The organism is Haloterrigena salifodinae, assembly GCF_003977755.1.
GTDB lineage: Archaea > Halobacteriota > Halobacteria > Halobacteriales > Natrialbaceae > Haloterrigena > Haloterrigena salifodinae.
The window spans coordinates 122,164-147,481 of sequence record NZ_RQWN01000003.1; the positions used below are offsets into that span (position 1 = coordinate 122,164).

The 25,318-nt window shown below is 61.9% G+C and carries 20 protein-coding genes, 2 tRNA genes and 1 pseudogene; 7 read left to right on the forward strand and 16 right to left on the reverse strand.

The window, feature by feature from the left end:
• Positions 1–17 precede the first annotated feature (17 nt).
• Entirely contained in the window at positions 18–584 is a 567-nt protein-coding gene (locus EH209_RS15165; protein WP_126663726.1) for a HalX domain-containing protein, read from the reverse strand.
• 202 nt (positions 585–786) lie between these two features.
• Here EH209_RS15165 and EH209_RS24665 point away from each other — a divergent pair, with 202 nt between their 5' ends.
• A complete protein-coding gene (locus tag EH209_RS24665; RefSeq protein WP_249038814.1) occupies positions 787–2,853 on the forward strand; it encodes a hypothetical protein in 2,067 nt (688 codons plus the stop codon).
• A 66-nt stretch (positions 2,854–2,919) separates the two neighbouring features.
• Here EH209_RS24665 and EH209_RS15175 read toward each other — a convergent pair whose 3' ends face one another.
• Both EH209_RS15175 and EH209_RS15180 read right to left on the reverse strand, forming a co-directional pair.
• A complete protein-coding gene (locus tag EH209_RS15175; protein ID WP_126663727.1) occupies positions 2,920–3,528 on the reverse strand; it encodes a 30S ribosomal protein S7 in 609 nt (202 codons plus the stop codon).
• A 2-nt stretch (positions 3,529–3,530) separates the two neighbouring features.
• The gene (locus EH209_RS15180; protein WP_005580585.1) at positions 3,531–3,959 is read right to left on the reverse strand and encodes a 30S ribosomal protein S12; all 429 of its coding nucleotides are present in this window, start codon (positions 3,957–3,959) and stop codon (positions 3,531–3,533) included.
• Positions 3,960–4,333: 374 nt separating this feature from the next.
• Between EH209_RS15180 and EH209_RS15185 the strand changes: the two genes are divergently transcribed.
• Positions 4,334–4,987 (forward strand): 4-vinyl reductase, encoded by a 654-nt coding sequence (locus tag EH209_RS15185; RefSeq protein ID WP_126663728.1) that lies wholly within the window; start codon positions 4,334–4,336, stop codon positions 4,985–4,987.
• A 70-nt stretch (positions 4,988–5,057) separates the two neighbouring features.
• Here the strand turns inward: EH209_RS15185 and EH209_RS15190 are convergent, their stop codons facing one another.
• The 7 genes from EH209_RS15190 to EH209_RS15220 form a co-directional block, all read right to left on the reverse strand.
• On the reverse strand, positions 5,058–6,569 hold the full coding sequence (locus EH209_RS15190) for an aldehyde dehydrogenase family protein (protein WP_126663729.1): 1,512 nt from the start codon (positions 6,567–6,569) through the stop codon (positions 5,058–5,060).
• 203 nt (positions 6,570–6,772) lie between these two features.
• Positions 6,773–7,213 carry a NusA-like transcription termination signal-binding factor gene (locus EH209_RS15195; protein WP_126663730.1) on the reverse strand — a complete coding sequence of 147 codons (441 nt, stop codon included), beginning with the start codon at positions 7,211–7,213 and terminating at the stop codon, positions 6,773–6,775.
• Positions 7,214–7,216: 3 nt separating this feature from the next.
• Positions 7,217–8,410: a DNA-directed RNA polymerase subunit A'' gene (gene rpoA2 / locus EH209_RS15200; RefSeq protein WP_126663731.1), complete on the reverse strand. Its 1,194-nt coding sequence runs from the start codon at positions 8,408–8,410 to the stop codon at positions 7,217–7,219.
• Positions 8,403–11,327, reverse strand: coding sequence for a DNA-directed RNA polymerase subunit A' (locus EH209_RS15205; RefSeq protein WP_126663732.1), 2,925 nt, complete (start codon positions 11,325–11,327; stop codon positions 8,403–8,405). The genes rpoA2 and EH209_RS15205 overlap by 8 nt, the downstream gene beginning before the upstream one ends.
• 3 nt (positions 11,328–11,330) lie before the next feature.
• The gene (gene rpoB, locus EH209_RS15210; protein ID WP_126663733.1) at positions 11,331–13,160 is read right to left on the reverse strand and encodes a DNA-directed RNA polymerase subunit B; all 1,830 of its coding nucleotides are present in this window, start codon (positions 13,158–13,160) and stop codon (positions 11,331–11,333) included.
• A 6-nt stretch (positions 13,161–13,166) separates the two neighbouring features.
• Complete coding sequence (locus EH209_RS15215; protein WP_204748896.1) at positions 13,167–14,741, reverse strand: DNA-directed RNA polymerase subunit B''; 1,575 nt, start codon at positions 14,739–14,741, stop codon at positions 13,167–13,169.
• Positions 14,742–14,969, reverse strand: coding sequence for a DNA-directed RNA polymerase subunit H (locus EH209_RS15220; protein ID WP_126663734.1), 228 nt, complete (start codon positions 14,967–14,969; stop codon positions 14,742–14,744).
• Positions 14,970–15,286: 317 nt separating this feature from the next.
• On the opposite strand from EH209_RS15220, the gene EH209_RS15225 reads away from it, so the two are divergent.
• The 4 genes and pseudogenes from EH209_RS15225 to EH209_RS15240 all read left to right on the forward strand — a co-directional run bounded on the left by EH209_RS15225 (position 15,287) and on the right by EH209_RS15240 (position 18,769).
• Positions 15,287–15,359, forward strand: a tRNA-Asp gene (locus EH209_RS15225).
• A gap of 317 nt (positions 15,360–15,676) precedes the next feature.
• Positions 15,677–15,749 (forward strand) — tRNA-Asp (locus EH209_RS15230).
• A 389-nt stretch (positions 15,750–16,138) separates the two neighbouring features.
• Positions 16,139–16,549: pseudogene (locus EH209_RS15235) on the forward strand (group I intron-associated PD-(D/E)XK endonuclease).
• 117 nt (positions 16,550–16,666) lie between these two features.
• Positions 16,667–18,769: a bacterio-opsin activator domain-containing protein gene (locus EH209_RS15240; RefSeq protein ID WP_126663735.1), complete on the forward strand. Its 2,103-nt coding sequence runs from the start codon at positions 16,667–16,669 to the stop codon at positions 18,767–18,769.
• A gap of 587 nt (positions 18,770–19,356) precedes the next feature.
• Here the strand turns inward: EH209_RS15240 and EH209_RS15245 are convergent.
• The 6 genes from EH209_RS15245 to EH209_RS15270 form a co-directional block, all read right to left on the reverse strand.
• Positions 19,357–20,106 (reverse strand): protein-L-isoaspartate O-methyltransferase family protein, encoded by a 750-nt coding sequence (locus tag EH209_RS15245; RefSeq protein WP_126663736.1) that lies wholly within the window; start codon positions 20,104–20,106, stop codon positions 19,357–19,359.
• Positions 20,107–20,170: 64 nt separating this feature from the next.
• On the reverse strand, positions 20,171–20,836 hold the full coding sequence (locus EH209_RS15250) for a protein-L-isoaspartate(D-aspartate) O-methyltransferase (protein WP_126663737.1): 666 nt from the start codon (positions 20,834–20,836) through the stop codon (positions 20,171–20,173).
• 110 nt (positions 20,837–20,946) lie between these two features.
• Complete coding sequence (locus EH209_RS15255) at positions 20,947–21,600, reverse strand: HVO_0476 family zinc finger protein (protein WP_126663738.1); 654 nt, start codon at positions 21,598–21,600, stop codon at positions 20,947–20,949.
• 116 nt (positions 21,601–21,716) lie between these two features.
• A complete protein-coding gene (locus EH209_RS15260; RefSeq protein ID WP_126663739.1) occupies positions 21,717–22,301 on the reverse strand; it encodes an LURP-one-related/scramblase family protein in 585 nt (194 codons plus the stop codon).
• A 129-nt stretch (positions 22,302–22,430) separates the two neighbouring features.
• The gene (locus EH209_RS15265) at positions 22,431–23,387 is read right to left on the reverse strand and encodes an aminopeptidase (RefSeq protein ID WP_126663740.1); all 957 of its coding nucleotides are present in this window, start codon (positions 23,385–23,387) and stop codon (positions 22,431–22,433) included.
• 339 nt (positions 23,388–23,726) lie between these two features.
• Complete coding sequence (locus tag EH209_RS15270; protein WP_126663741.1) at positions 23,727–24,275, reverse strand: metallophosphoesterase; 549 nt, start codon at positions 24,273–24,275, stop codon at positions 23,727–23,729.
• 97 nt (positions 24,276–24,372) lie between these two features.
• On the opposite strand from EH209_RS15270, the gene EH209_RS15275 reads away from it, so the two are divergent.
• On the forward strand, positions 24,373–25,317 hold the full coding sequence (locus EH209_RS15275) for a cation diffusion facilitator family transporter (RefSeq protein ID WP_126663742.1): 945 nt from the start codon (positions 24,373–24,375) through the stop codon (positions 25,315–25,317).
• Position 25,318: the final 1 nt, after the last annotated feature.

Genomic DNA, 25,318 nt, shown 5'->3' on the forward strand with positions numbered 1-25,318 from the left:
GCTAGGGCTGAAAGAGGTTACTCGAGCAATTGTCGAAGTGCCTGATCGAACTCATCGCGCGAAAGTTGGTCTCGAATGGCGGCTGCCCGTGCACGAGAGTCATAGAGGTCAGAAACGACGGACTGGTACCGATCGCCGACATCGAGTCCGGATTGAAGTTCGCTCTCGAGCAGCGCTCGTTCGGTCGAGAGACGGAAGAACTCGTCCATCGCCATCTCGTAGGCTTGCTGGAGAAGCAGGCGTTCGATCGTCGACTGTAAGACTTCATCGGAGAGGGGCCGAACGAGGAGTTCGTCTGCACCGCGGTCAACGGGGTCGTCGGTGGGAACGTCGTCAGCAAGCGCGAGTATCTGGGTGTTCGGTGCCCGTTGACGAAACGCGTCGAGAACGCCACGCGCGTCCGGAGTCTCGAGTTCCCAATCGAGAATGAGAAGATCGTAACTCTCGTCGATCTGATCGAGGATCGACCGATCGAAGTCGGCCTGTCGAACCGTTGCCGCGATTCGTGCCTGATCGGTACCCAGATCAGGAAGGGAAAGGGTAGGATGGACGACGAACAGTCGAGAGGTAGATTTCAACAACACAGTACCTACCAATACTGGGAGGGCAGATACTATTAAATGTGATTAGGTACGAACGTGGACCTCCGACTACGTACTCGAATATATGAGTTGACGACTAGTAAAATATATAGAATAGCCGTAACTTATACTGTATCTAGTCGATATCTAATTTGATACGGAATATGGCGTGTTCCCGAGCGTCTTTCACCAAACTTCACAATCGATGAAACCGAGATTCAAAGCAATTGAAAAAGGATTGGAGATTATTGATCCAATCGAGCGAAAACGCTATCCACTAGAGACAACGACACCGGTTACACCGACAGTTGGTAATGCAGGTCGGATACCGTTTCCCGTAGACTCAACGATAGAGATCAGAACAAGTAGAGTGACACTTCCGGAGAATCCATATATCTACGTTCGTAATCCCGATGGGACACTGTGTGCTGAAGTCGGTCCAGGAGAGAACATCTCTTTTTCAGGAGAAGAATATATTCTCGATCTATCCGGTCCGCTGAAGGTTTATGCACACGTCAGTGATCCCGTTCAGATTTGCGTAGGAAAAGCGAGAGCAGAAATCGCTTTTGAAAAGCTCGCTCGAGTAACACTTAGCGCACGATCCTTTCACCGCCGCCCAGGCGAGACAGTGACAACGACTGATGATCCGGCCGATATAATGCGGGTACTCTCAACGTTCGGAGAAACGTTGAAGACAACGACATCGGGGCGATCGTATCCGACACTACGTGGCCATCCACCGGCAATCGAACTAGCTGACGAGGTATCTATTCCAGATACCCTAAATCAGCCTCAGACTGGGATCAAAATCGAAATCCCGCCGACGCTCGATCACATTTTTCCTATTACGGCTTTAGCGTATTATCTCGGAGCAGAAGTTGTTCCAGGGTCGACACCGCGACTGATAACAGAAACTGGATACTCTTACTCACTCGATGGTCGAGATGGTTTCGAAACGACGGTTGAGCGGGTTCTCAGACAGATTTTCTTCCTCGACTGCATTGTACAGACTGAAGGAGAAACGCCAAGTTCACTGTACGAGCGACAGGCAGTCGAACCACTACTCGAGTTCGATATCGGAGAGGGATACGAGCAATCGATGGTCGAACAGCTCGAAACGTATCTCGAGGTGCCCTTCGAGCGGATAGAACCACAGGTTCCACCGTGGTATTCCGAGATTCGTCTCGAGCCAACGGAGGATCATATCGAGTTTCTCCCCTTCATTGCGAACGACCTCGCAAGTGTTAACGTTAGAAATACCACGAGTGATTCGACAGAACCTCCACAGGAACGACGGCGAATGACTACAGAACCAACGCGGATAACTGAATCCCAGATTACCAACTTAGGCACCACAGATCCTGAAATAGATGCGGAATCTCTTCCCTCTAGTCCAGTACTTCAGCAATGCTGGAAAAACCACGATGGTAGTACTATCGTAAGCACGAAACCGCTATCGGCGTCTCAAAATAGCATCACGCGAGCGCCGCGAGAGGAGCCACTCCGGATCGAAGTCATCTGTAACGATCCGAGTATGAACGATGAACTCGTAACCGTCCACAGTACGTATCAGGATTCCGCCGTCCCGTTTGACGTTACTGTTCACCACGACCTTTCGAAACAGGAACTACGAAAAGTCTTCGCCAAAGAGAGCGGTTTCCTTCACTACATCGGCCACATCGATTCGGATGGCTTCCGGTGTTCGGATGGAACGCTTGATGCGGCGGATCTCGAATCCGTCGGCACGAAGACGTTCTTTCTTAACGCCTGTCGATCATACGAACAGGGACTCCATCTCATCGAGGCGGGGAGTATTGGTGGGATCGTGACGCTCGTCGAGATCACAAACCAGACCGCAGTTAGTACCGGGAATACGATCGCACAGTTATTGAACAGCGGGATACCGCTCTATGCAGCACTAAAAATACTCCAGCAGACGACGGACAACGATAAGCAGTATCATCTCCTCGGCGAGGAGGGACTTGCGATCTCCCAACTAGAGGCGAGTCCACCGCTCTCCGTTGAGATAATGAGGGCCGGATCGAACTACGAAGTGACCGTAATAGTGTATAAGAACTCGAGAATGAAACCCGGCTCCGTCTATACACCGTACCTCTCGGGTGTGGACTCGTATTATCTCGTTCCCGGAGAGATGTCATTCCAGCACGTCTCGAGAGCGGATCTCATCGAGTTCCTCAACACAGAAGAGTTCCCCGTGTTCCTCGAGGGAGAACTCCGCTGGAGCACGCAGATCAAGACCGGCGAACTGTAGACGGTCGTCTCGAGCCCTGCTGCTGGACGGTCGGAGAGAATCGAAAAGAGACGAGTCGGCGATCGCTTAGCGTGCAGCCGCTGCGACGCGCTCTTTCTCTTCTTTCTGGCTGACTGCGTAGGTCTGGACGTCGTAGTTAGCCGCGCCGACGAGCTGGTTGGCGATGGCCTCTTCGACGGGCGTGGACGTCTTGAACGAGTCGTTGTAGACGCCTTCCGCGAGGAACTTCAGGGCCTGGTCGACGCGACGCTGGGGTGCGACGTCGACGGCTTTGGGGACCGAGATACCACCGTACTTCAGGCGGACGGTCTCCTCGCGCGGGGCCGCGTTCTCGACGGCGGTCACGAGCACCTGAATGGGGTTCTCGTCAGCGCGCTCGTCGATGAGTTCGAACGCGTCGCGGACGTGGTTGAGCGTCTTCTGTTTCTTGCCCGTGTTCTCCTCGGTCTGCATGAGACGGTTGATGAACCGCTCGACGATGGAGATTTGGGACTTCTTGAACTGCTTGCTGGCGTGACGACCGGCGGTGTGTGCGACCGGCGTCACCGTGATGTAGCGTTCGGTCGAAGGGTCCTCGTAGGCGATCTCGTCGATCTCCCAGGTGCCAAACAGCTTCGCACCGACGTCGGCTCCGCCCGCGGGGGCGTCGGGGTCTGGTTGGTCTTCTGCCGCCATGGTTATCGCACCGGTTTCTCCGCGTTTCCGCGAACGAGTTCCTTCAGTGCGACACCGTTGACCTTGTCGACCTTGTAGTTGACGCCGGAGAGGTCGCCCATCGCACGACCCTTCGCCCCGCCGATCCCGGCGATGGTGACTTCGTCGTGTTCGTCGATGAACGAAATGGCGCCGTCACCGGGACAGAACGCGGTGACCTGTTTCCCGTTCTTGATCAGCTGCACTCGGACGCACTTTCGGATCGCCGAGTTGGGCTGTTTCGCTTCGATACCGACTTTTTCGAGGACGATACCGCGGCCCTGCGGAGCACCCTCGAGCGGGTCGGACTTCTCGCGGAGGCCTCGTGCACGGCGCGCGTAGTCAGAGTCGGACCACCGCTGGTTCTGGCGGTCCTTCTTGAGTTTGCGCGCGGCGTATTTGCCGTTTGCCATGGGCGTCGCTATCCGACGAAGGCACTTAAGCGACCCGTTTCGAATCGGCGTTACGGCACGAGAGCCCTCAATCGGGGTCGACGAAGGACTCTGAGAGCGTTTCACCACCGCGCAATAGTTCTCGAGCCGTCCGTACCGATACAACGCGCTAGCGCTTCCAAACGAGTGTTCGAACGGCGTGGCCGGATTTGACCCAGAATCGAGTCCGTATGGAGTGTCGAATGGGCAATGAACCGACGGACAATTATAGCGAGCTCGGGTGGCGGACGGATATCGCTCGCCGACCGTTTCGGTTCGAGGGAGACGAATTACGCCCGTTGAACATTCATGAATTCCTAGTAGTTATTAGTCTGGTGGGTCATTCTGCACACGGTATGACTACAATTAATACAGTGTTCGTTACTGCTTCGTGGTTCAAGCGACTCATTGGTTCCTCTGACGAGGAAGTTCAAACAAGTGATGGAATTCCGAAAGTGGACGATCGAATGGGGTTCGATGGGGCGCTCGAGGACTCGGAAGTGATCGGTCGAAGTCCCCTCTCGTACATCGCTGCAGGCGAGTCGGTCTCGTCGTTCGTGGGGAAACAGATCGCCAATAAACTCGCCGAGTACGGACTCGAGGACATCGAGCCCGACGAGTGGTATCCGCTCGAAATCCCACTCGCCATGCTGTACGATATGAACGAAGAGTACGGTGACGTCAGAATGCGGAATATGGGACAGAACGTTCCCCAACACGTCGAATTCCCACCGGAGCTTTCCGAGGTCGATAACGCGCTACGGGCGATCGATACGGCGTACCACCAGAACCACCGCGGCAGCGAAATCGGTTCCTACGAGTTCCAGCAGGACGGGGAGAGCGCGGGCGTGATGACCTGTGAGAACCCCTACCCGTGTGAATTCGATAAGGGACTCATCAGGGGCGTCGCGAAGAAGTTCGCAAACAATCCCGTCGAAGTCGAGGAAATCGGCGATCAGTGTCGGTCAGACGGCGGACAGCACTGTGAGTATCGCGTCGAGTGGCTCTGAGTAGAAAGCGACTATCGTGACTAGCGACACAGACCGGCAAAACGCGTTTTGAACCGGAGAACTACCCGAATCAGTACGGATACTCGCGCGGCTCGCGCTGGATCGAAATCCACTTCAACGTCGTCAGGGTTTCCAGTATCCACTCATCGTTGTATCGGCCGAGTCCCGATGCGCCAACGCCACCGAACGCGATGTGCGGTTCGTCGTTCAACGGCTGGTCGTTGATATGGACCATACCCGTCTCCATCGCGTCGGCCACGTCGCGCGCCCGGGCCACGTCCGTCGAGTGAACCGATCCCGACAGACCGTACTCGGTGTCGTTGGCAATCTGGATCGCCTCCTCGTCGCTCTCGAAGGGGATGACTGGCGCGATCGGGCCGAAGTGTTCGTTACAGGCGATCGGCATATCGCCAGTGACGTCCGACAGCACCGTCGGCTCGACGAACAGGCCGTCGTGATTACCACCGGTCTCGACCGTCGCGCCGCTCGCCACCGATTCCTCGACGAACCCGACGATCTTGTCGCGCTGGCTCTCGTTGATGACCGGTCCAACGAGAGTTTCTTCCTCGAGCGGATCACCGATGGGGAGTTGTTCGGCGCAGTCAGCCAGCCCTGCCACGTACTCGTCGTACAGGGATTCGTGGACTAGATGTCGATTGATCGAGATACACTCCTGTCCCTGGTGGGTGAACGACCCGAACGCGCCGGCGTCGATCGCACGCTCGAGGTCGGCGTCTTCAAGCACGATGTGCGCGTTGTTTCCGCCCAGTTCGAGTGCGGGCTCCGTGTACGAGCCGACGGCACGCTGGCCGACGCCGCGTCCGACTTCCGAGGAGCCGGTAAACGACATCACCGACGGAACCGAATGTCCCGAGAAGTGGTCTCCGATCTCGTGGCCGTATCCGGGGACGACATTCAGGATCCCGTCCGGGAGGCCCGCCTCTTCGAACGCCTTCGCGAGCACGAGTCCACCCGTCACGGGGGTGTTCTCGTCCGGCTTCAACACCACGCTGTTGCCCAGCGCGATTGCGGGTGCGACAACTCGGCTAGTGAGGTACAGCGGGAAGTTCCAGGGTGTAATAACGCCGACGACGCCGGCCGGTTCGCGCACGAGCAGGTTCTCCTTGCCGGGCGTAACCGAATCCTTGCGTCGGCCGCCGTCGCGCATCGCTAGTCCGGCACCGACGTCCATCGTGCCCTGTGCGAGTTGGATCTCGAAATCGGCCTTCAGCTGGACGCCGCCGCACTCGACCGCGAACAGCGTCGCGAGGTCGTCGGCGTACTCACCCAGCAGTTCGCAGGCCTCGGACACGATCGCGGCTCGCTCTTGAGGCGGGCGCTCCGCCCACTCCGCCTGTGCCCCCTCTGCGATCGCGTACGCCTCATCGACGTCGTCCTCGGTCCCTGAGGGTACCCTCGTCACAGTCGTTCGAGTCGCGGGATTTTCGACGTCGATTAGCTCCCGATCACCGGCAGGAACCCACTCCCCGTCGAGGTATAGCGCGTTCCACCCGTTTTCCGGCGCGATCTCGAGTTCGTCCACATCTCTCCCCCTAGCGGCTGAGTTGCTCGGAGCCGTCATACGAACCTCCCTACCGATGGGATCTTTTTATTTATTTGGATGTGACATTCTCTATTGCTAACGTTCCTTCGCCGCTCTCAGAGATCGATTGGGAATAGACGCACTCTTCTCATGGGGAGGTGCTAAAACAGTCCCTCGCCACTGAGTTCGTGTGGTGCGCGCCGCGTGTGGAGAATTGAGAAACCACGAGGCGTCGAAAGAGGTTAAATGAGCTGTACGTCGTCGATCCCAAAGTGACGCCGTGCGAGCGTCCGCGCGGCCTCGATCGTCTGCCCGTTCGAACCGATGGCGACGCCGCGGTCCTCGTCGGCGACCTCGACGTAGGCGACGGTGTCATCGTTTTCGCTGATCGTGACGTTGTACACCGCCGCCGGCGAGAGCGCGTTGGCGACGAACGCCTCCGGATCGTCGGCGTCTTCGACGAGTCTGACGGATTTCCCGACGCGCTCTTCGTACTGCCTGACGGTCCGCCCGCCGGGACCGATCGCCTCGCTCATCCGGCCGCTCGAGACGACGACGATCAGTCGTTCGTCGGCGTCGGCCGTCGGCCCGTCGGTGACCAGACAGTCCTGACCGCTGACGTCGGTGACGTCCTCGAAGGCGGCCAGGTACTGACGGGCGTCGTCGTCGAGGGTGACGCCCATCGATCAGTCGGCCTGACTGCCGCTGGATTTCGTCGACCCCATCCGGAGGTCGACGTCGCCGGTGCCGAGCTTGATCGGTTTCCCGACAATGACGTTCTCAGTGACGCCGTCGAGTTCGTCGGTTTCGCCGTGGATCGCGGCGTTGAGCAGGTGGTTGACAGTGACCTCGAAGGCCGCGCGGGCGAGCACGGATTCCTTCGAACCCGAGATGCCGTGGCGGCCGATCGACTCGATCTCGCCACGATTGGTCATCATGTCCGCGACCAGCATGAGGTGCCGGACGTTCACGTCGTCGAGCCCCTGCTCGGCCAGCGTGTTGTTCGTCTCCTCGATGATCGCTTCGCGGGCCGCCTCGATGCCGAGGTTGCGGTGGATCTCGTGGATGTTGTTACACGTCGTCCGAGAGGCGTCGACGCCCTCGATCTCCAGGACGTCTCCGAAGGCCGATCCCTCGGTGTAGAGGACGAATTGCTCGCCCACGTCGAGTTCCTCGCGACGGATGACGACCCGGGAGACCTCCTCGATCCCCTTGAACGTGATATCGCGCAGCTCTTCGACCAGCTGGAGCAGATCCCGGTAGGACGGCTCCTCGGGGCCGAACTGGATCTCGGTCCCCTGCTGAACCGTGCTCACGCCGAGGTTGTCCTCGATGATTTCGGCGACTTCCTCGGGCGTGATCATCCGCTCGCGGAGCGTGTCCTCGTTGAGCGAGATCTGGACGCGCATGTCCGCGACGTTGGTCGAGACGTCACCCAGCGCGAGGATCTTGGTGGCCTCGATGTTCCAGACGACCTCGTGGGCCTTCTCGCGTTCGGCGGCGTACTCGTCCTCGAGGTAGACGGTCATCATCGGTGTGTCCGGGGTCTTCCGGGCGTCGACCAGCTCGATCAGTCGCGGCAGCCCCTGGGTCACGTCGATCTCCGCGACCCCCGCGTAGTGGAACGTGTTCATCGTCAGCTGCGTCCCGGGCTCCCCGATCGACTGGGCCGATACGGTCCCGACGGGGTCGAGCGGATCGACGCGGGTGTCGAGGTAGCGGGACTCGACGGCCCTCGCGAGCTCGTCGGCGTCCTGGACGGTGGCGTCGCCGCGGTCCTCGAGAGTCTCGTAGACCTTGTCCTTGAGCCGGCGGGGGAGGTCGGTGTCCTCGACGACCGCGATCATGTCGTCGGTGACGTCGTAGTCGACGTTAGTCATCGGAGGTCACCTCCGAGCCCTCGACCAGGCGATTGTCCGCGTGTTCCGAGAGGTTCGTCAGCTCGGAGCTCGTGCTGAGGAACTCGTTTTTGGCCGCCTCGGACTCGAACTCGGTGTCGAGGACGCGATCGGCGATCTGGGGGACGTCGATGTCGTTGTCGTCGCCCGAAGACACCTTCACCGGACTGGTGCCGTCCTCGCCGAACTCGAACTGGATGATGGTGTCGCTGGAGTCCCGGACGGTGCCGTCGTACTGGGTTTCCAGCTCGTGGAGGGCGTTGATCAGCCGGCGCTGCAGGTAGCCGGACTTCGAGGTTCGGACTGCGGTGTCGACCAGGCCCTCGCGGCCGCCCATCGCGTGGAAGAAGAACTCCCGTGGGGTCAGGCCGCTGGTGTAGGAGTTCTCGACGAAGCCGTGGGCCTCCGCCGAGAGGTCGTTTTGCTCGTAGTGGCTAAGGGTCCGATCCTCGTAGCCGCGGTTGATTCGTTCGCCCCGAACCGCCTGCTGGCCGACGGCGCCGGCCATCTGGGTCAGGTTGAGCATCGACCCACGCGCACCGGAGTTGGCCATGACGACGGCGGGGTTCTCGTCGTCGAAGTGCTCGTCTGCGATGTTCCCCGCGTTATCACGCGCACGCGAGAGCGTCTGCATGATCTTCATCTCGAGGGTCTCGTCGATCGTCCGGCCGGGGAGGCTCTCGAGTTCGTTGTTCTCATACGCCTCGATGAGCTCCTCGACGCGGTCGTTGGCGTCCTCGATGGTCTCGTCGATGCGGGACTGGGCCTCCTCCGGGATCGTTTCGTCGTCGATCCCGATCGAGAACCCGAAGTGCATGATCGCGCGCATCGCCAGCGTCGAGACCTCGTTGATGAAGATCCGGGCGCGGGTGTTGCCGTAGACCTTCGTGATCGTGTCGACGATTTCGCCGCCGAACTCGCCGACCTCGTCCTCGGCGATGGTGCCCTCGATCAGCTGGCCGTCCTCGATGACGACCGGTTCGCCGACGGTGCCCGTGAACTCGAGGTCCAGATCGTCGGGCAGCAGTTCGGAGAAGACGTCGTAGCCGGTCCAGAACGGCTCGCCCTCGTCGTCGATGCCGCTTGGTTCGGGCAGTTCGTCGATCCGGGTTGCACGCAGCAGGTCAAGTGCCTGCGTCTCGTTGAACCGGGGGTTGTCGGCGGTCAGCAGGTACATCCCGGAGATGTGGTCCTGAATGGCGCCGATGATGTTCTCGCCGAATCGCGGCGAGAGGATCTGCTCCTGGACGCGCATGAGCACGCGAGCCTCGGCGCGGGCCTCCTCGTTCTGGAGGGCGTGCATGTTCATCTCGTCGCCGTCGAAGTCGGCGTTGTACGGGGGACAGACGACGGTGTTCAGCCGGAAGGTCTTGTACGGCATGACCACGACCTCGTGTGCCATGATCGACATCCGGTGGAGCGACGGCTGGCGGTTGAAGATGACGATGTCGCCGTCGGTGAGGTGGCGGTTGACCTCCCAGCCGGCCTCGACCTTCTCCGCGAGCTGCTCGCAGTTCTTCTCGGTCACCTTCAGTCGGCGGCCGTCCGGCCTGCGGACGTAGTTCGCGCCGGGGTGGCCTTCGGGGCCGTTCGAGACGAACCGACGGGCCTCGTCTAAGTTCCGCTCGGTGACGTTCATCGTCTGGGTCATCTCCTTGGCGACCCGGTCCGGAACGCCGACCTCGTTCAGACTAAGGGTCGGGTCCGGTGAGATGACGGTACGCGCGGAGAAGTTCACGCGCTTCCCGGACAGCGAGCCGCGGAAGCGACCTTCCTTCCCCTTCAGGCGCTGGGAGAGGGTCTTGAGTGGCCGGCCGGAGCGGTGGCGGGCCGGCGGCGTGCCCGAAATCTCGTTGTCCATGAAGGTAGTGACGTGGTACTGGAGCAGCTCCCAGAGGTCCTCGATGATCAGCTGGGGCGCGCCGGCCTCGCGGTTCTCCATGAACCGCTGGTTGATCCGAATGATGTCGACCAGCTTGTGAGTCAGGTCGTCCTCGGAACGTTGGCCGTTGTCGAGCGTGATCGACGGCCGTGCGGTGACCGGCGGGACGGGCAGCACCGTCAGGATCATCCACTCCGGTCGGGACTTCGCGGGATCGATCCCGAGTACCTTGATGTCCTCGTCCGGGATGTTCTCGAACCAGTCCCGGATGTCCGAGGGCATCAGCTTGTTCGTGTCCTCCTCGGTGAGGTCGATGTCCAGGGCCTTCTCGATGGCCTTGCGCTGGCTCTCGCGGGGACGGAACGAGCCGGAGAGGATCTCGTTGATCCGGGTGAGGTCGATGTCGGTCTGCTCGGCGAGTTCGTCGGGCGACATCCGCTCTGCGTCCTCGCCCTCTCCCTGCATCGCAGCCGCGATCTCCTGGGAGTACTCGCTGGTCAGGACCTGCTGGACCTCGTAGTAGGTGGTCGGCTTCTCGTGGTCGATGTCGTACTGGATCTCGCCGCAGAACGGACAGCGATCCTTCTTGCGGGCCTGCCGGATCGCGGCCTTAGTCACGTCGTTTAAGTCGCGGCCGAGCTTGCGCGACTCCGTGATATCCTCGCGGAACTCGTCGCGCTCGTCCTCGGTGAGCAGGAGCTTCGAACACTCCCGACAGGTCCCTCGCAGGAGCCGTCGGATGAGCTTCGTGAAGCCGACGTGGATGACCGGGGCGGCCAGTTCGATGTGTCCGAAGTGGCCATTACACGATCCCGAGTGTTTGCCGCAGGTCTTGCACTCGAGGCCCGGGTCGATGACGCCGAGTCGGGGGTCCATCAGCCCCATGTCGATGGGGAACCCGTCATCGTCGTAGGTGTCGGCGGTGATGATCTTCGTCGCGCTCATCTCCCGATACTCCTCGGGCTGCATGAGCCCGAAGGAGAGTTGTCCGATGTCTTTGGGTGTACTGTTTTGCATTGTTTAGACGGCGTCTTCCAGTTCGAGTCGCGGTGCGATACCCAGCGCTTTCATCTCGTCTAGCAGGAGCTTGAACGCGTAGCTCATCTCGATCTCGTGGATATCGGTTTCCTCGTCGCAGTTCGGACAGTAGACGCGCCGTTGTTCGACGTTTTCGACCGCGCTCATTCCGCAGTTCGCACAGATGTGGATGAACTCACGGTCGGACTCGTCCAGCAGTCGTTCTTTCAGCGTCATCGCGGCCCCGTGGCCGATGAACACGTCGCGTTCCATCTCCCCGATACGGAGACCGCCCTCGCGGGCGCGCCCCTCCGTCGGCTGGCGGGTCAGCACCTGCACCGGCCCGCGCGAGCGGGCGTGCAGCTTGTTCGAGACCATGTGGTAGAGCTTCTGGTAGAAAATCACGCCGACGAAGATCTCGGCTTCGATCTTCTCGCCGGTGACCCCGGAGTACATGGTCTCCTTGCCGGCCGAATCGAAGCCAGCGTCCTCGAGGCCGTCGCGGAGTTCGTCCTCGTCCTCGCCGAGGAACGGCGTCCCGTCGACGCGCCGGCCCTCCATCGAGCCGAGTTTGCCGCCGATCATCTCGAGGATGTGTCCGACGGTCATCCGTGACGGCAGCGCGTGGGGGTTCAACACGAGGTCGGGCACGACGCCCTCCTCGGTGAAGGGCATGTCCTCCTGGGGTGCGAGGTGGCCCACGACACCCTTCTGACCGTGCCGGCTGGCGAACTTGTCCCCGAGTTCGGGGATCCGTTCGTCGCGCACGGAGACCTTCGAGAGCTTCGAGCCGTCCTCGCCCTCCATGAGAGTGACGGTGTCGACGACGCCCGATTCACCGGAGCGCATCGTCACCGACGTCTCGCGGCGCTTCTGGGGCGAGAGACCGCCCATGTCGTCGGGTTCCTCGAGGAACCGCGGCGGGCTCGTCTTCCCGAGGAGAACGGAGTTTTCGTCGACCTCCGTCTCGGGGTTCACGAGACCGTCCTCGTCCAGGTGGTTGTACGCGTCCTCGCCGCGGGCGCCGCGGACGTCCTGGGAGGGGATCTCGAAGCGGTCCTCCTGGCCGCCGGGGTAGCGACGTTCCTCGCCCTCGTAAGTCCGGAAGAAGTGCGATCGGGCGAGCGCGCGCTCGACGCTGGCCTTGTTCATGACCAGCGCGTCCTCGATGTTGAACCCTTCGTAGCTCATCACGGCGACGACGAAGTTCTGCGCCGCGGGGCGCTCGTCGTAGCCGATCTGTTCGGTGGTCTGGGTCTTGACCATCGAGAGCTGGGGGTAGTGCAGCAGGTGCTGGCGCGTGTCCGGCCGGATCCGGTAGTTCGCGCTCGGCAGCCCCAGCGACTGCTTGATCATCCCCGCACCCATCGTAATACGCGGCGAGGCGTTGTGCTCGGGGTAGGGGATCATCCCCGCACCGATCGAGAAGATCAGCGACGGATCGATCTCGAGGTGGGTGTGTTTCTCGGTGAGGTGCTCTTCGTCGACGGCCACGAGGATGTCCTCTTCCTCCTCAGCGTCGATGAACTCGACGTAGCCGTGCTCGACGAGATCGTCGAACTCGAGGTCGCCGTCCTGTATCGCCTCGATCTCCTGGTCGGAGATGCGCGGTTCGCCGTCCTCGACGACTAGCAGGGGTCGTCGCGCGCGGCCGGCGTCGGCGTTGACGATCACTTCGCGGGTGCGCTCTTTCACCGAGACGTTGACCATCTCGGAAACGTCGCCGATGCGTCGCGCTTCGCGGATCTGTTCGGCTAGCTCGTGCGGATCGGGATGGGTCCCCACCAGCGACCCGTTGACGTACACTTTCGCGTCTCGTTGTTGGCTGCTCATAATTGATCAGTCGTCTGCGGTCGATCGTTCGATGCCCTCGAGGCCGGGAATCCCCTCGACGCCCATCGATGCCAGTTCACGTTTGAGTTCCTGTTCGTCCTCGACGTTCTGGGAGAGCTCCATCGACTGCGCGAAGTTCTTCACCAGCCCACAGTTCGGCCCCTCGGGCGTCTCCGAGGGTCCGATGCGACCCCACTGAGTTGCGTGTAAGTCCCGCGCTTCGAAATGCGGCTGCGAGCGCGAGAGCGGACTGCGAAGGCGGCGCAGGTGCGACAGAACGCCCATGAAGTCGGTCCGGTCGACAAGCTGCGAGACGCCGGAGCGGCCGCCGACCCAGTTGCCCGTCGCGATCGGGTGCTCCAGGCGCTCGGTCAGGACGTCCGAACGGACGACAGTCGAGACCGAGAGGTTCCGGTTGCGCATGTTGGCGCGCTCGAGCTGGTACTTCACGTCCCGGGCCAGCTTGTTCAGCGCGGTCCGGAACAGGTCCTTCATCAGATCGCCGCTGACCTTCAGCCGCTTATTGGCGTAGTGGTCCTTGTCGTCCGAGTCGCGCCGACCTAGCGCGAGTTCGAAGCAGGCCTCGGCCATCCGGCAGAGGTAGTGGGCCTTATTGATCCGGACGTCCTCCTCCTCGACGCCGTCCTCGTGGAGGTGGGGCAGCAGGTAGCGGTCGATGACGTAATTCGCGCGCTTGAGCTGGTAGTTTTTCCCCTGCCCGGAGGCGACGCGCTTCCCAAGTTCCTCGATGGCCTCCTCTTCGCTCTGGACCTCGGCGGCCTCGAGGTTCTCGAGCATGTACTTGACGACCTCGGGGTCGTTCGAGACCTTGTGGACGATCTCCTCGTCGCTCTCCAGCCCCAGCGCGCGGACGAGCGTGACGAAGTTGATCGAGCCCGATACCGACGGGAACGAAACCTCGAGCAGCCCCTCGCGGTTCCGTTCGCAGAGAACGAGCGCGCGGTAGCCACGGCGCTGGGAGAAGGTCTTGGCGACCTGGATCTCGTCGCCGTACTTGGTGTCGTACTCGGCGAGGATCTTGTTAGGCGCGAGGTCCTCGCTGGTCATCAGCACCCGCTCGGAGCCGTTGACGATGAAGTAGCCGCCCGGGTCGGCGGGGTCTTCGCCGATCTCGACGAGCTCCTCGTCGGAGAAGCCGGCGATGTTACACTTGTCGGAGCCGACCATGATCGGCATCCGACCGATCTTCGTCTCGGTGGAGTCGACGACCCGCTGGTCGCCCTCCTCGCCCTTGACGATCGACATCTCCATGAAGACCGGCGCGGAGTAGGTAATGTTACGTAGCCGGGCTTCCTGCGGATAGAGCAACTCTTCCGAGCCGTCTGCCTCCCTGACGCGGGGCGTCACGACGCGGACGTCGCCGAGTTTGACGTGAACGGGTTCCTCCCCTTCCTTGTCGCCGATGTCCGTGTCGATCGTCTCCTTCTCGTCGACGACTTCCTGCATTCCGCGGTTGAGGAAGGCGTTGAACGACCGGTAGTGGTGTTCGGCGATCCGTTCCTTCGCGAAGTATTCGCGCGAGATCTCTCGCCGTTTCTCGCGATTGAGTTCTATTGACATTTATTCCACCACGAGTCGGTATACGACTGCCTGGTCGGCTGTCCGTGAGTTCCGAACGATCTTGATAACGTCGCCGATCTCCGCCTCGTCCGGCAGGGCGGGATCGCTGCGCTTGATTTTCGGCAGGTCTGTGCGGTCGATGTCGTACTCCTCGAGGACCTCGTCGAGCGCGTCCTCGTCGAGTACGGTGTGCTCCGGAACGAGTTCGTGTTGGCTTACGTCTACCATGTGTTGGGGTTGGTGTGCGTGTCGGCTATTGGGAGAGAAGCGGCTGTCACGAGATACTACAGCAGAATACCGCCGGGACGCATTTAACGGTTACTAACTCGAGCGGGTAGCGCAGCTACCCGACCGGAGCGGCCCTGACCGGAGGCACCGATCACGTGCGACAGTACCCCGGTATCAGTTAAATTCCTTGTGGAGCGTGAGGGAGTGTATCACAGTGGGGGCTCGAGGGGGACTCCATGATTCGATTCGCCGTACCACACGGTGATCGATTGGAAAGCCTTAATACTATCTTCGGGAAAGGAAGAGTTGCGTTGGAAGCCCGGATGGTGTAGTGGCCCATCATACGACCCTGTCACGGTCGTGACGCGGGTTCAAATCCCGCTCCGGGCGTCTTCTTCCGCGAACAACAAGTCGACGAGCACTGCGTAGCGTGTGCTCGTCAATAATGAGCGGCAAGCCGGAAATCAGGGATTCGAACTACGGGACAAGCGAACCGACGTGAGCGAAGTTCAGGTGGCCCCCATTCCGCTAGAGGTGCCTTTTCCGCAGAGAGCCCGAAGTGACCCCTGGGGAACGCGATCTCTATCGGTTGACTACTTCCAAGAGCGCCAGACGAGAGACGGTCTCCGATAATGATAAGACAACTGAATAATATCCAGAACACAACCCTTAATACCGTCACCGGGAAAGGAAGAGTTGCGTTGGAAGCCCGGATGGTGTAGTGGCCCATCATACGACCCTGTCACGGTCGTGACGCGGGTTCAAATCCCGCTCCGGGCGTCTTCTTCCGAAAACAACAATCGACGAGCACCGGGTAGCGTATGCTCGTCAATAATGAGCGGCAAGACGGAAACCAGGAATTCGAACTCCGGAACGAGTGAACCGACGTGAGCGAGGTCAGGTGGTTCAAATCCCGCTCCAGACGCTTTTCCAATCTTAATTTCCGAGTAACTGATTCGCCGTTCGCGAGTATTCGAGGATCAATCACCTGCAAGAAGGCATCTTGCTGATCGATACTAACAGCGCGTAGTTGGAAGTGACGTGATCGAGAGGTCGCAAAGCGTACAGCAGCCGTCGCTCGTGGAGTAATCGAAACTCGAGGCGAGGAATCGATCGTCCGACAGCGAGTCGCTCCGACGGTTATGAAGATGCCGAGCGAGAGCGCTGTTATGGCACCGCGGAACACGAAACAGACCGGCGACGAAACGGAGGCGCGGATCATCGCCGCGCTGATCGAGTACGACTACTCTGTTTCGATCCCGTTCGGGGATAACGACAGATACGATCTCATCGTGGATACGGAAAGCGGGCTACGTCGCGTACAGTACAAGACTGGGTGGGTCGAAGACGAGGTCGTTCGGTTCAAAACTGCGAGTAAAACTACCGTCGGCGGAACCGTTACGCTGACCGATTACGGCGGCGATATCGACGCTTTCGCGGTTCGGTGTAATGATACCGACGAACTGTACTGGGTGTCACTCGAGGCCACCGGACGAAAAAACACGTATCTCTGACTTGCGGAACCCGAAATCGATCATCCGAACGTCAAACGAGCCGAGAAATATCAATTCGAGCGGTGACTCCCCTGACAGCCGCCGCGGAACTGTCCGTCGGCACTGTCGCTCGAGAACCTAATTATTTAGTGGCCACTTGAACATCCCTCAGTGGACTGCAGCGACTTGCGCTACTGGTAACCAATGACGAAACCGATCACCGTTCTCATCGTCGACAACGAACCGGGGTTCGCCGATCTGGCCGGCGAGATGCTCGAGCGCGAACGCGATGCGATCGTCGCCGAAGCGGCGACGAACGCGACGGCGGCGCTGGAGATCCTCGAGCAGCGAGAGATCGATTGCATCGTCAGCGATTACGAGATGCCCCGGATGACGGGGTTGGAGCTGTTGGAGCGAGTTCGCGAAGACGATCCGGATCTGCCGTTCATTCTGTTTACGGGGCGGGGCTCCGAGGAGATCGCCAGCGAGGCGATCGCGGCCGGCGTGACCCAGTACCTCCAGAAGGAGTCCGGTAAGGAGCAGTACGCGCTGTTGGCGAACCAGATCACGAACGCGGTCTCCCAGTATCGGACCGAGACGGAACTGCGGGAGAGCGAGCGACGGTACGAGCGGACGCTAACGACGTTACACGAGACGACACGGGATCTGATGCGTGCGGGCACGAAACGGGAGATCTACCAGTCGGCGGTCGATACGGCGGGTGAGATCCTCGACGTGCCCGTCGCCGCGGCGTACACGTTCGAGCCGACGGACGGGATCTTAGCGCACGCGGCGTCGATGCGAGAGTCGCGGGAACTCGTCGATCCAGAGATGCAGTTCGAGCAGGGTGAGGGCCATGTCTGGGAGGTGTTCTCGGAGGGAGAGAGCGCCTACTACGAGGACGTGACACGGGACGCTGACACCAAGACGCTGAGCCGGAGCGAGCTGATCGTCCCGCTCGGGACCCACGGCGTGTTGGTCGCGGGAACCGAGGACGTCGACGGTTTCGACGAGACGATGACGGAACTGCTGCACATTCTGGCCGCCAACACCGAGGCGGCGCTCGATCGGGCCGAACGCGAGCAACTGCTCCGGGACCACGATCGGACGCTCACTCAGCAAAACGAGGAGCTGACGCGGCTCAACCACACCAACGAGATCGTTCGCGAGATCAATCACGGCGTGGCGCAGGCCTCGACGCGAACCGAAATCGAGACGACGGTGTGCGAGCGGTTGGCCGACACCGAACGATACTGCTTTGCCTGGATCGCCTCGAGCGACGACGAGCCGTCCGAGCCGACGGCCTGGGCCGGCATCGACGCGGCCTTTATCGACCGAATTCGCGACGACGGCGAGCGCGCGCCGGAGCACTCGCTGGTCGCGGAGACCCTCGAAACCGGCCGCGTGCAGATCGTCCGAAATGTCCTCGAGACCGACGGCTGGGATCGGCGCCGAAAGGAGGCGTTGACCTACGGCTATCAGACGATACTGGCGGTCCCGCTGACCGATACCGAACGCCAGTACGGCGTCTTGCTCGTCCACGTGGCAGGGGTCGACTCGGTCGGCGACAGCGAACTGGAGGTGCTCGGCGAACTCGGCGAGACGATCGGCCACGCGATTCGATCGGTCGAGCGGACGCGAGCCATGCTGACGGACAGCCGACTCGAACTCGAACTCGCCGTTTACGATTCGCGACTGCTCTTGAACCGATTCACCGAGCACGTCGAGGGGGCGGTGACCATCGAGGGGATTATCGAGCGAGACGACGACGTCGTCATGTTTGTCAGCACGCCTGAGACCGCCGATATCACGCCGCTCGAGGAATGGGCGTCGCTCGAGACGATCTCGATCGTCTCGGAAGGCGACGACGAGATCCTCTTCGAGGTGACGGTCACCTCGTCGCCGATCTTGGAGATCCTACGGACCTTCGACGTCCAGTTGCGGACCGCGACCGCACAGAACGGGTCGACGACGCTCGTCCTCGAGGTCCCCCAGCGGGTCGAAACCCGATCGCTGGTCGAAGCGATCAGGGAGGGATATCCCGAGACGGAACTCGAGGCGCGACGCGAGACGACGAGCACGCGGTCCGCCCGACAGCTCGACACGCACCTTGAGGAGCGGCTCACCGACAAGCAGTTCGAGGCGTTACAGGCGGCCCACTACAGCGGGTTCTTCGAGTGGCCGCGAGAGAGCACCGGCGAGGATCTCGCCGACGCGCTCGACGTCACGCCGCCAACGTACCATTACCACCTGCGAGCGGCCGAACGAAAGCTCGTCACGCTAGTGTTCGACGGCCAGTCTAACTAATTAGTACCCTATTCTGGAGGACTCTAATAGATTAGAAGCCATACTTACCACCTCCCGGTACATACGGGTAAATGGCGATCTGCGATAGTCTATCGCCACCCCCAATCCCCCCACCCCCACTTTCCCCCCTGACCTACCATCCGAGAGCCATCAGCGCAGTTCGCTGTCGGCGCTCGACCAGCGACATCGTCGATCAGTCGCCGTTGTACGCATCGATTGACTGTTCTCGTGAGCCCCGCGTTCGAATTGAGTCCAGTCGAGCGCGGATAGTTCTCGACGCGAGGCGGACGCCGGCCGCCGTGAGCGAGAGAAATCAATCGCTACGCGCCTCGGTAGTCATCGATCGCGTCGGACTCGAGCACCGCTCCGACGGATGCATCTCGGCGACCCGCCTCCGGAATTTAAGTAATTAGATGAAACCACCATTATGGTTCTAATTACATAGTAAGTATATTTAATCCCCCGCGGCGCGTACGAATTGATGGCGATCTGCGATACTCTATCGCCACCCCCAATCCCCCATCCCCCCCCCACTTTTCCCCTGGAACGGCGTCGGAAGCGGCGGCTGTTCGGTCGGACCGGCGACTTCACTGCGAGCCGATCGATTCCTCCCACTCGATCCAGTCCTGTTCCCAGCCGCGCCGGGATTCGGCGCGGCGCACAGCGTGTTCCCGATCTTCGCGGGCCGTCCGGTTTCGTTCGACGGCACCCGACTGTTCGCCCTCGACCAACAGCGGCGCAAACGAGACGGGGTCGAACTGCGAGCGGCCGCCATCGGCGGAGACCGCCTCGAGTCGCTGCCGCTGGGTTCCCCGCGGGAACACCAGTCGGCCGTCGTCGGTCAGTTGCTCGAGCAGGGCTCGCGGCGGTTCGACGGCGGCGGCTTCGAGGAGCACGCGATCGAACGGCGCGTACTCCGGGAGGCCGTCGGCGCCGTCGCGGCGGTCGACGAGGACGCCCTCGTAGCCCGTCCGAGCGAGATTCTGGCGGGCTTCGACGACCAGCGGTCGAGAGATATCGACCGCGTGGACGTTGGTCTCGCCGACGGCTTCGGCCACGACGGCGGCCGTGTACCCGACCCCGGCGCCGACGATCAGCACCTCGTGGTCGTCCTCGAGGGCCAGCGCTTGCAGCAATCGGGCGGCCGTGCTCGGAGCGAGGACGCGCGTCCCCAACACCTCGTGTTCTCGATCGGCGTAGGCCGACCGGTCGTCCTCAAGGAATTCGTGGCGGGGAACGTCCCGCATCGCGACGGCGACGACCTCGTCGTGGAGGACGTCCTTGGCCGCGGACTCGAGGCCGTCGACCATATCCTCGCGCAGTACCGCAGGGTCCATACTCGAGGTATCGCTCGGGTCGTTATCAATGGCGCGCTTGCGCCACCCGGCGGTCAACCTGCCGTTACCGGCCGCGCATTTCTACGAATCTGACCCCGCCGTGCTCGGTGCGCTCGAGGCCCCCGTCCTCCCGCTTCGTCGCCTCGACGAGGGTCTGGAACCCGGACCCGATCGGCGCGAGGAGCGTACCGCCGGGGCGCGCCTGATCGACAACGGGATCTGGGAACGTCGCGGCCGCACACGTGAAGTACGCGGCGTCGTAGGGCGCGTGCTCGGGCCAGCCCTCGCGACCGTCGCCCGTCCGAACGTCGACCCCGTCGTACCCGAGTTCCGCGAGTTGCTCGCGGGCTCGGTCGGCGAGTTCGGCGCTGTACTCGACGGTCGCGACCGACTCGTCGCCGACAAGCTCGGCCGTGACCGCGGCGTGGTAGCCGCAACCGGTGCCGATCTCGAGGACCTCGTCGCCGGGATCTAAGCCGAGCAGATCGGCCATCACGGCGACCATGTGGGGCGCGCTGATCGTCTGGCCGTCTCTGATCGGGAGGGGCCGGTCCACATAAGCCCGATCCCGTCGGTCCGGCGGGACGAAGGTGTGTCGGGGGACCGATTCCATGGCCTCGAGAACGCGGTCGTCGTCGACGCGAGACGCGACGGTCCGGACCATGCGCTCGCATGCGGTTTCGTAGTCGTCGGAGTCGGACTCGGCGTCGGAACCGAAGTTGCGGAACATGGTCCGACGTACCGTTTCGCAAGCAATAGGCCGTGGTTAGCGAGTGCCGGCACCTCCGAGCGAGCGTCGCTTGTCGGACGAACGGCGTCCGATCGATCGGCTACCTCTACCTACCAGGCCGACCAGGCGCTGGTCTGCTGGTCGTAGGCGTAGATGCGCTTTGCGTCCTTCGCGAGGATGGAGTCGCCCTCCATCTCGTAGCGATCACGGTCGTAGTCCGCGGCGTCGCTGCGGACGACGAACGCGTCGATCTCGAACTCGTCGTCGCCGAACTGTTCGACCTCGCCGACCTCGAATTCGTAGTCGCCGGGCACGTGGACCGTGATACTGCGGCTGTCGTCGCGCGAGCCGTCCTGAGGGTGGACCGTGACATTGACTGCGACGTTGTCGACCTCACGGGTCCAGACGGTTTCAATATCCTCGACGGATGCTTCCTCGCGGCGCTTCTGGCCGTCGAGTTCGACGCTCGTGACCCGAACCGTCGAGAGCACTTCCTCGGTCTCGAGGATGAACTCGTCGCCGATCTCGACGGTCTCGTTTTCGGGCGTCGTCACGTTTGCGGTGAAGGACTCGCCGCCCTGGGAGACGACCACGTCGAGGGTGACCTCTCGCTCGCGCTCGGGCTGGATCTTGTGGACGTGACTGCACTCGCTACAACGAACCGTGAGGGTGCCGGCGCCTTCCGTGAGTACCTCGTGGACCGTCTCGAGGTCCGGCGAGCACGAAGGACAGGGCGTCGGAACCCGATCCGGGATTTCGCTCATAACCGTCCTAAACGCTACGTACCTAAAAAGCGATTGAAGCCGTCGTCCCGCCGAGAACGGAAGTCGATCGAGACGACCGCGAGCTCGGTTCGGCCCGCTTCCTGTCCCGAAACGAGCTAGTTCCCCTGAATCGCGTCGATGACCATCGCCGCGGCGACGATGGGTTCTTTCGGGACGGAACTGGCGTCGTCGATGGTGATATCGTAGCGATCGCGCAGCGAGAAGAGTCGGCCGCTGATCGAGCCGACGTGAGCGCCCGACGCGTCGGTGATCTCGTACTTGTGCGGGATCAGTTCGCCGAACGGAACGATGTTCCGGGCAAGCATCACTATCGCACCGCGCGAATTGATCTCGGCCAGTTTCTCCTCGGTGGTCGCGTCACGGATCGTCCACGTATCCTGTAGCAGCGAGTAGTCGTTGTCCAGCACGACGAGGTTCTCGCCGGTCTGGGCGTCCGAGAGCACGTAGTTACCCGCGACGTCGATGATCCCCCCGGCTTTCACGGTGAACACCTCGTTGCCCTCGCCATCGGTGAAGGGGAACTCGTCTTTCATCTTGAACATCTTCTGTTTCCCCTTGAGGACGGTGTTGCCGCCAGCGTCGAGCGCCTTGTACTTGTTCCGAACGAACCCCTGTTCGACCGTATACCGGTCGTCGACGAGCTCGATCCCCTGAATATCGTACTCCCGAGTGTTACCCATCGGTCCGAACTATTCCCGGCCTCACTTGAAACCACTAGGTACACACATGTATTCGGAATATTTTACCGGTAGTATGGCGGTATTTCGGGGGTAGTATAGAAGACTCGGCTCGCTCGAGTCGCGCCGCGATCAGGCGTCGGTCGCGGTCGGAAGGTCGATCGACTCGCCGTCGGCGTACACTGTCGGTTCCCGCAGGATTCCGTCCAGGTGGATCGGTGCCTCCGTCTCGCCGCCGATCCCCGCGTTGTCGCCGATCGCGATATGAATGGTGCCGCCGGCTTTTTCATCCAACAGGACGGAGCCGACGAGGTCGGTGACCGCGACGTTCGTGCCAATCCCCAGTTCCGCGAGGTTGTAGGCGGCGTCGCCGACCTCCTCGGCGGCACCCTCGACAGTCTTGCGGATCTCGTCGTCGGAGATGTGCGTGACCAGGCCGTTCTCGACCTCGAAGGTGAGTTCCTGACCGTCCTCGAGCAGGCCGTGGGGCCGCATCGTCCCGTCGACGACGAACGTCCCGTCGGCGGTTTCGGGGCTGACGAACACCTCGCCGGCGGGCAGATTCGACATCTGACCGGCTTCGTGGACGATCCCGGTGTCCGAGAGCCACTCGCGGTCGCCGATCCCGAACGCGATGTCGGTGCCGGCGGGGGTCGTCACGCGAATCTCGTCGGCGTCGGCCACCTGCGCTCTGACGTCCTCGCAGCGGGCGGCGATCGACTCGTAGTCGGCGTCCAGCCCCGTCGTGAAGACCTCCTCGGTGATCCCCGGTAGCGTCGCGACGCGGGCGCCGGCCTCGTTGGCTTCGGTTCGGGCCCGCGTGTGGCTCAGACTCTTCGTCGTCGGCGCGAGGACGACGTCCGCCCCGGCCATCGCCGCGGCGACGGGTTCGGGCGGTTCGCTCCCGTGAGTCTCACCGGGCGGGTAGCGGACGATGACCGCGTCGTCGGTGATCTCGCTGGCGACCTCGTAGAGGGCCTCCCCGATCGGTTCGCGCTTGTCGTCGGTGACGATCGCACACGATTCCTCGCTCTCGAGGGCGAGACACTGCCGGACGGCCGTCTCGGCAGCACCGCGTAGTTCGGACATACGCGTCTATTGTCTCAGGGGGTCGAAAGCTATTGCCCTTGGCGTCCCGCGGGCTCGCGTTTCGGAGCCGCTGGCAGTGAACGCATCCGCTGGGACTGTGATCACCGTCTCGAGCGAGACGAGAGTGGGTCGTCAGCCCGCCGCCTGCGACGTCGCTTCCGGCGGTTCGTCCGCGTCCGTCTCTGACTATCGGCTCATCCACATTCGACGGCGACACCTCGAGCTTCGGCGTCAGCTACCTACTGAAACGATGGCTCGGCGGCGAGACCGACGATGCTGACGAGGTCGACGAACAGTAGCCGGAATCGTCCACTATCGGGACGCGCCGTCACCCGGCGATCAACGCGCTGTGTCTTCGCCGTCGCTCGAGGCCGACACCGCGAGTTCGAACGACTCGACGAGTGTTCCGTCCGGTTCTCGGATCTCACCCTCGAGACCGTCTCCGTCCGCTCGCTCCTCGAGGACGGCGAACCCGGGTCGGTTTCCGCGCGGATCGGCGTGACTGCCGGGGTTCAACAGGAGGGTCTCCTCGGTTTCGACGACAGTCGGCCGGTGGCTGTGGCCGAAGACGACGACGTCGGCGTCCCGCGAGCGGCCGAACATCGCCAGTCCCGTCTCGCCGCCGTCGCGGCGATGGGTGACGGCGAAGCGGACCCCGCCAGCCTCGACCGTGCGGGCCGTCGGCAGGCGCTCCCGTACGGCCGCGCTGTCGGCATTGCCGTGGACGGCGTAGAGCAGGTCGCACTCCGACTGAACGGCCTCGAGGGCCGCCTCGCTCGTGAAGTCGCCGGCGTGGATTACGGTGTCGGCTTCGCGGACCGCGGTCAGGGCCTCGCCCTCGAGTTCGTGGCCGTCGCCGCTGTGCGTGTCCGAGAAAATCGCGATCATGGTCGCCCTTCGGGCGGCGCCGACAGGTTCCTTTCGAAGTCGAACACTGTCGTCGCGCGGTCGACACTTTTAACGAATCCGCTCGAAGGGGACGACGATGGCCAGTAGCACCTCCGTCGTCCTCGCCGCACTGTTCGCGAACGGCGCGATCGCGATCCTAAAGTTCGCCGGCTTCACGTTGACCGGGAGTCCCGCGATGCTGTCGGAGACGTACCACTCGATCTCGGACACCGGCAACCAGATCTTCCTACTGATCGGCATCAAGTACGGCGCACAGGAGGCAAACCGGAGCCACCCCTTCGGCCACGGGAAGGCGCAGTTCTTCTACAGCCTCCTCGTCAGCGTCATGCTGTTCGGCATCGCCGGCTGGGAAAGCGCCCGCCACGGCTACAACGCGCTGACCCACGGCGGCGTCCACCGCGCCAGCGGAGACGTCATGCTGCTGGGGCGGTCGTTCGATCCGATCTTCGTCAACTACGCGGTGTTGCTCGGAGCGATCGCGTTCGAGTCCTACGCGCTCTGGAAGGCCTACCAGGGAATTAGCCGCCAGATGGACGAGCACGGGTGGACGAGCCTCCGCGAGGCGTTTCGGAAGACCAGCGACGTGACGACCCTGACCGCGCTCACCGAAGACTCCATCGCCCTCTCGGGTGCGGGAATCGCCCTCTTCGGGATATACCTCACTCGGACCACCGGAAACCCGATGTACGACGCCGGCGCCGCCCTCATTATCGGGATTATGCTCATGGGCTTCGCCGTCGCGCTCGCCTGGGAGAACAAGCGACTCATCCTCGGCGAGAGCCTGCCGAAAGCGGACGAGGACGAACTCAGACGAATCGTCGCCGACTGGGACGGCGTCACCGAACTCGTCGACCTCCGAACCGTCTACTTCGGGGCCGAGGAACTGCTGCTCACGGCCGACGTCGCGTTCGATCCGGACCTCGACGCCGACGAAATCGACGAGCGCATTACGGCGCTGGAACGCGCGCTGATGGATCACGACGACCAAGTGCAGAAGGTCTACATCGAGCCGGAAACCTAAG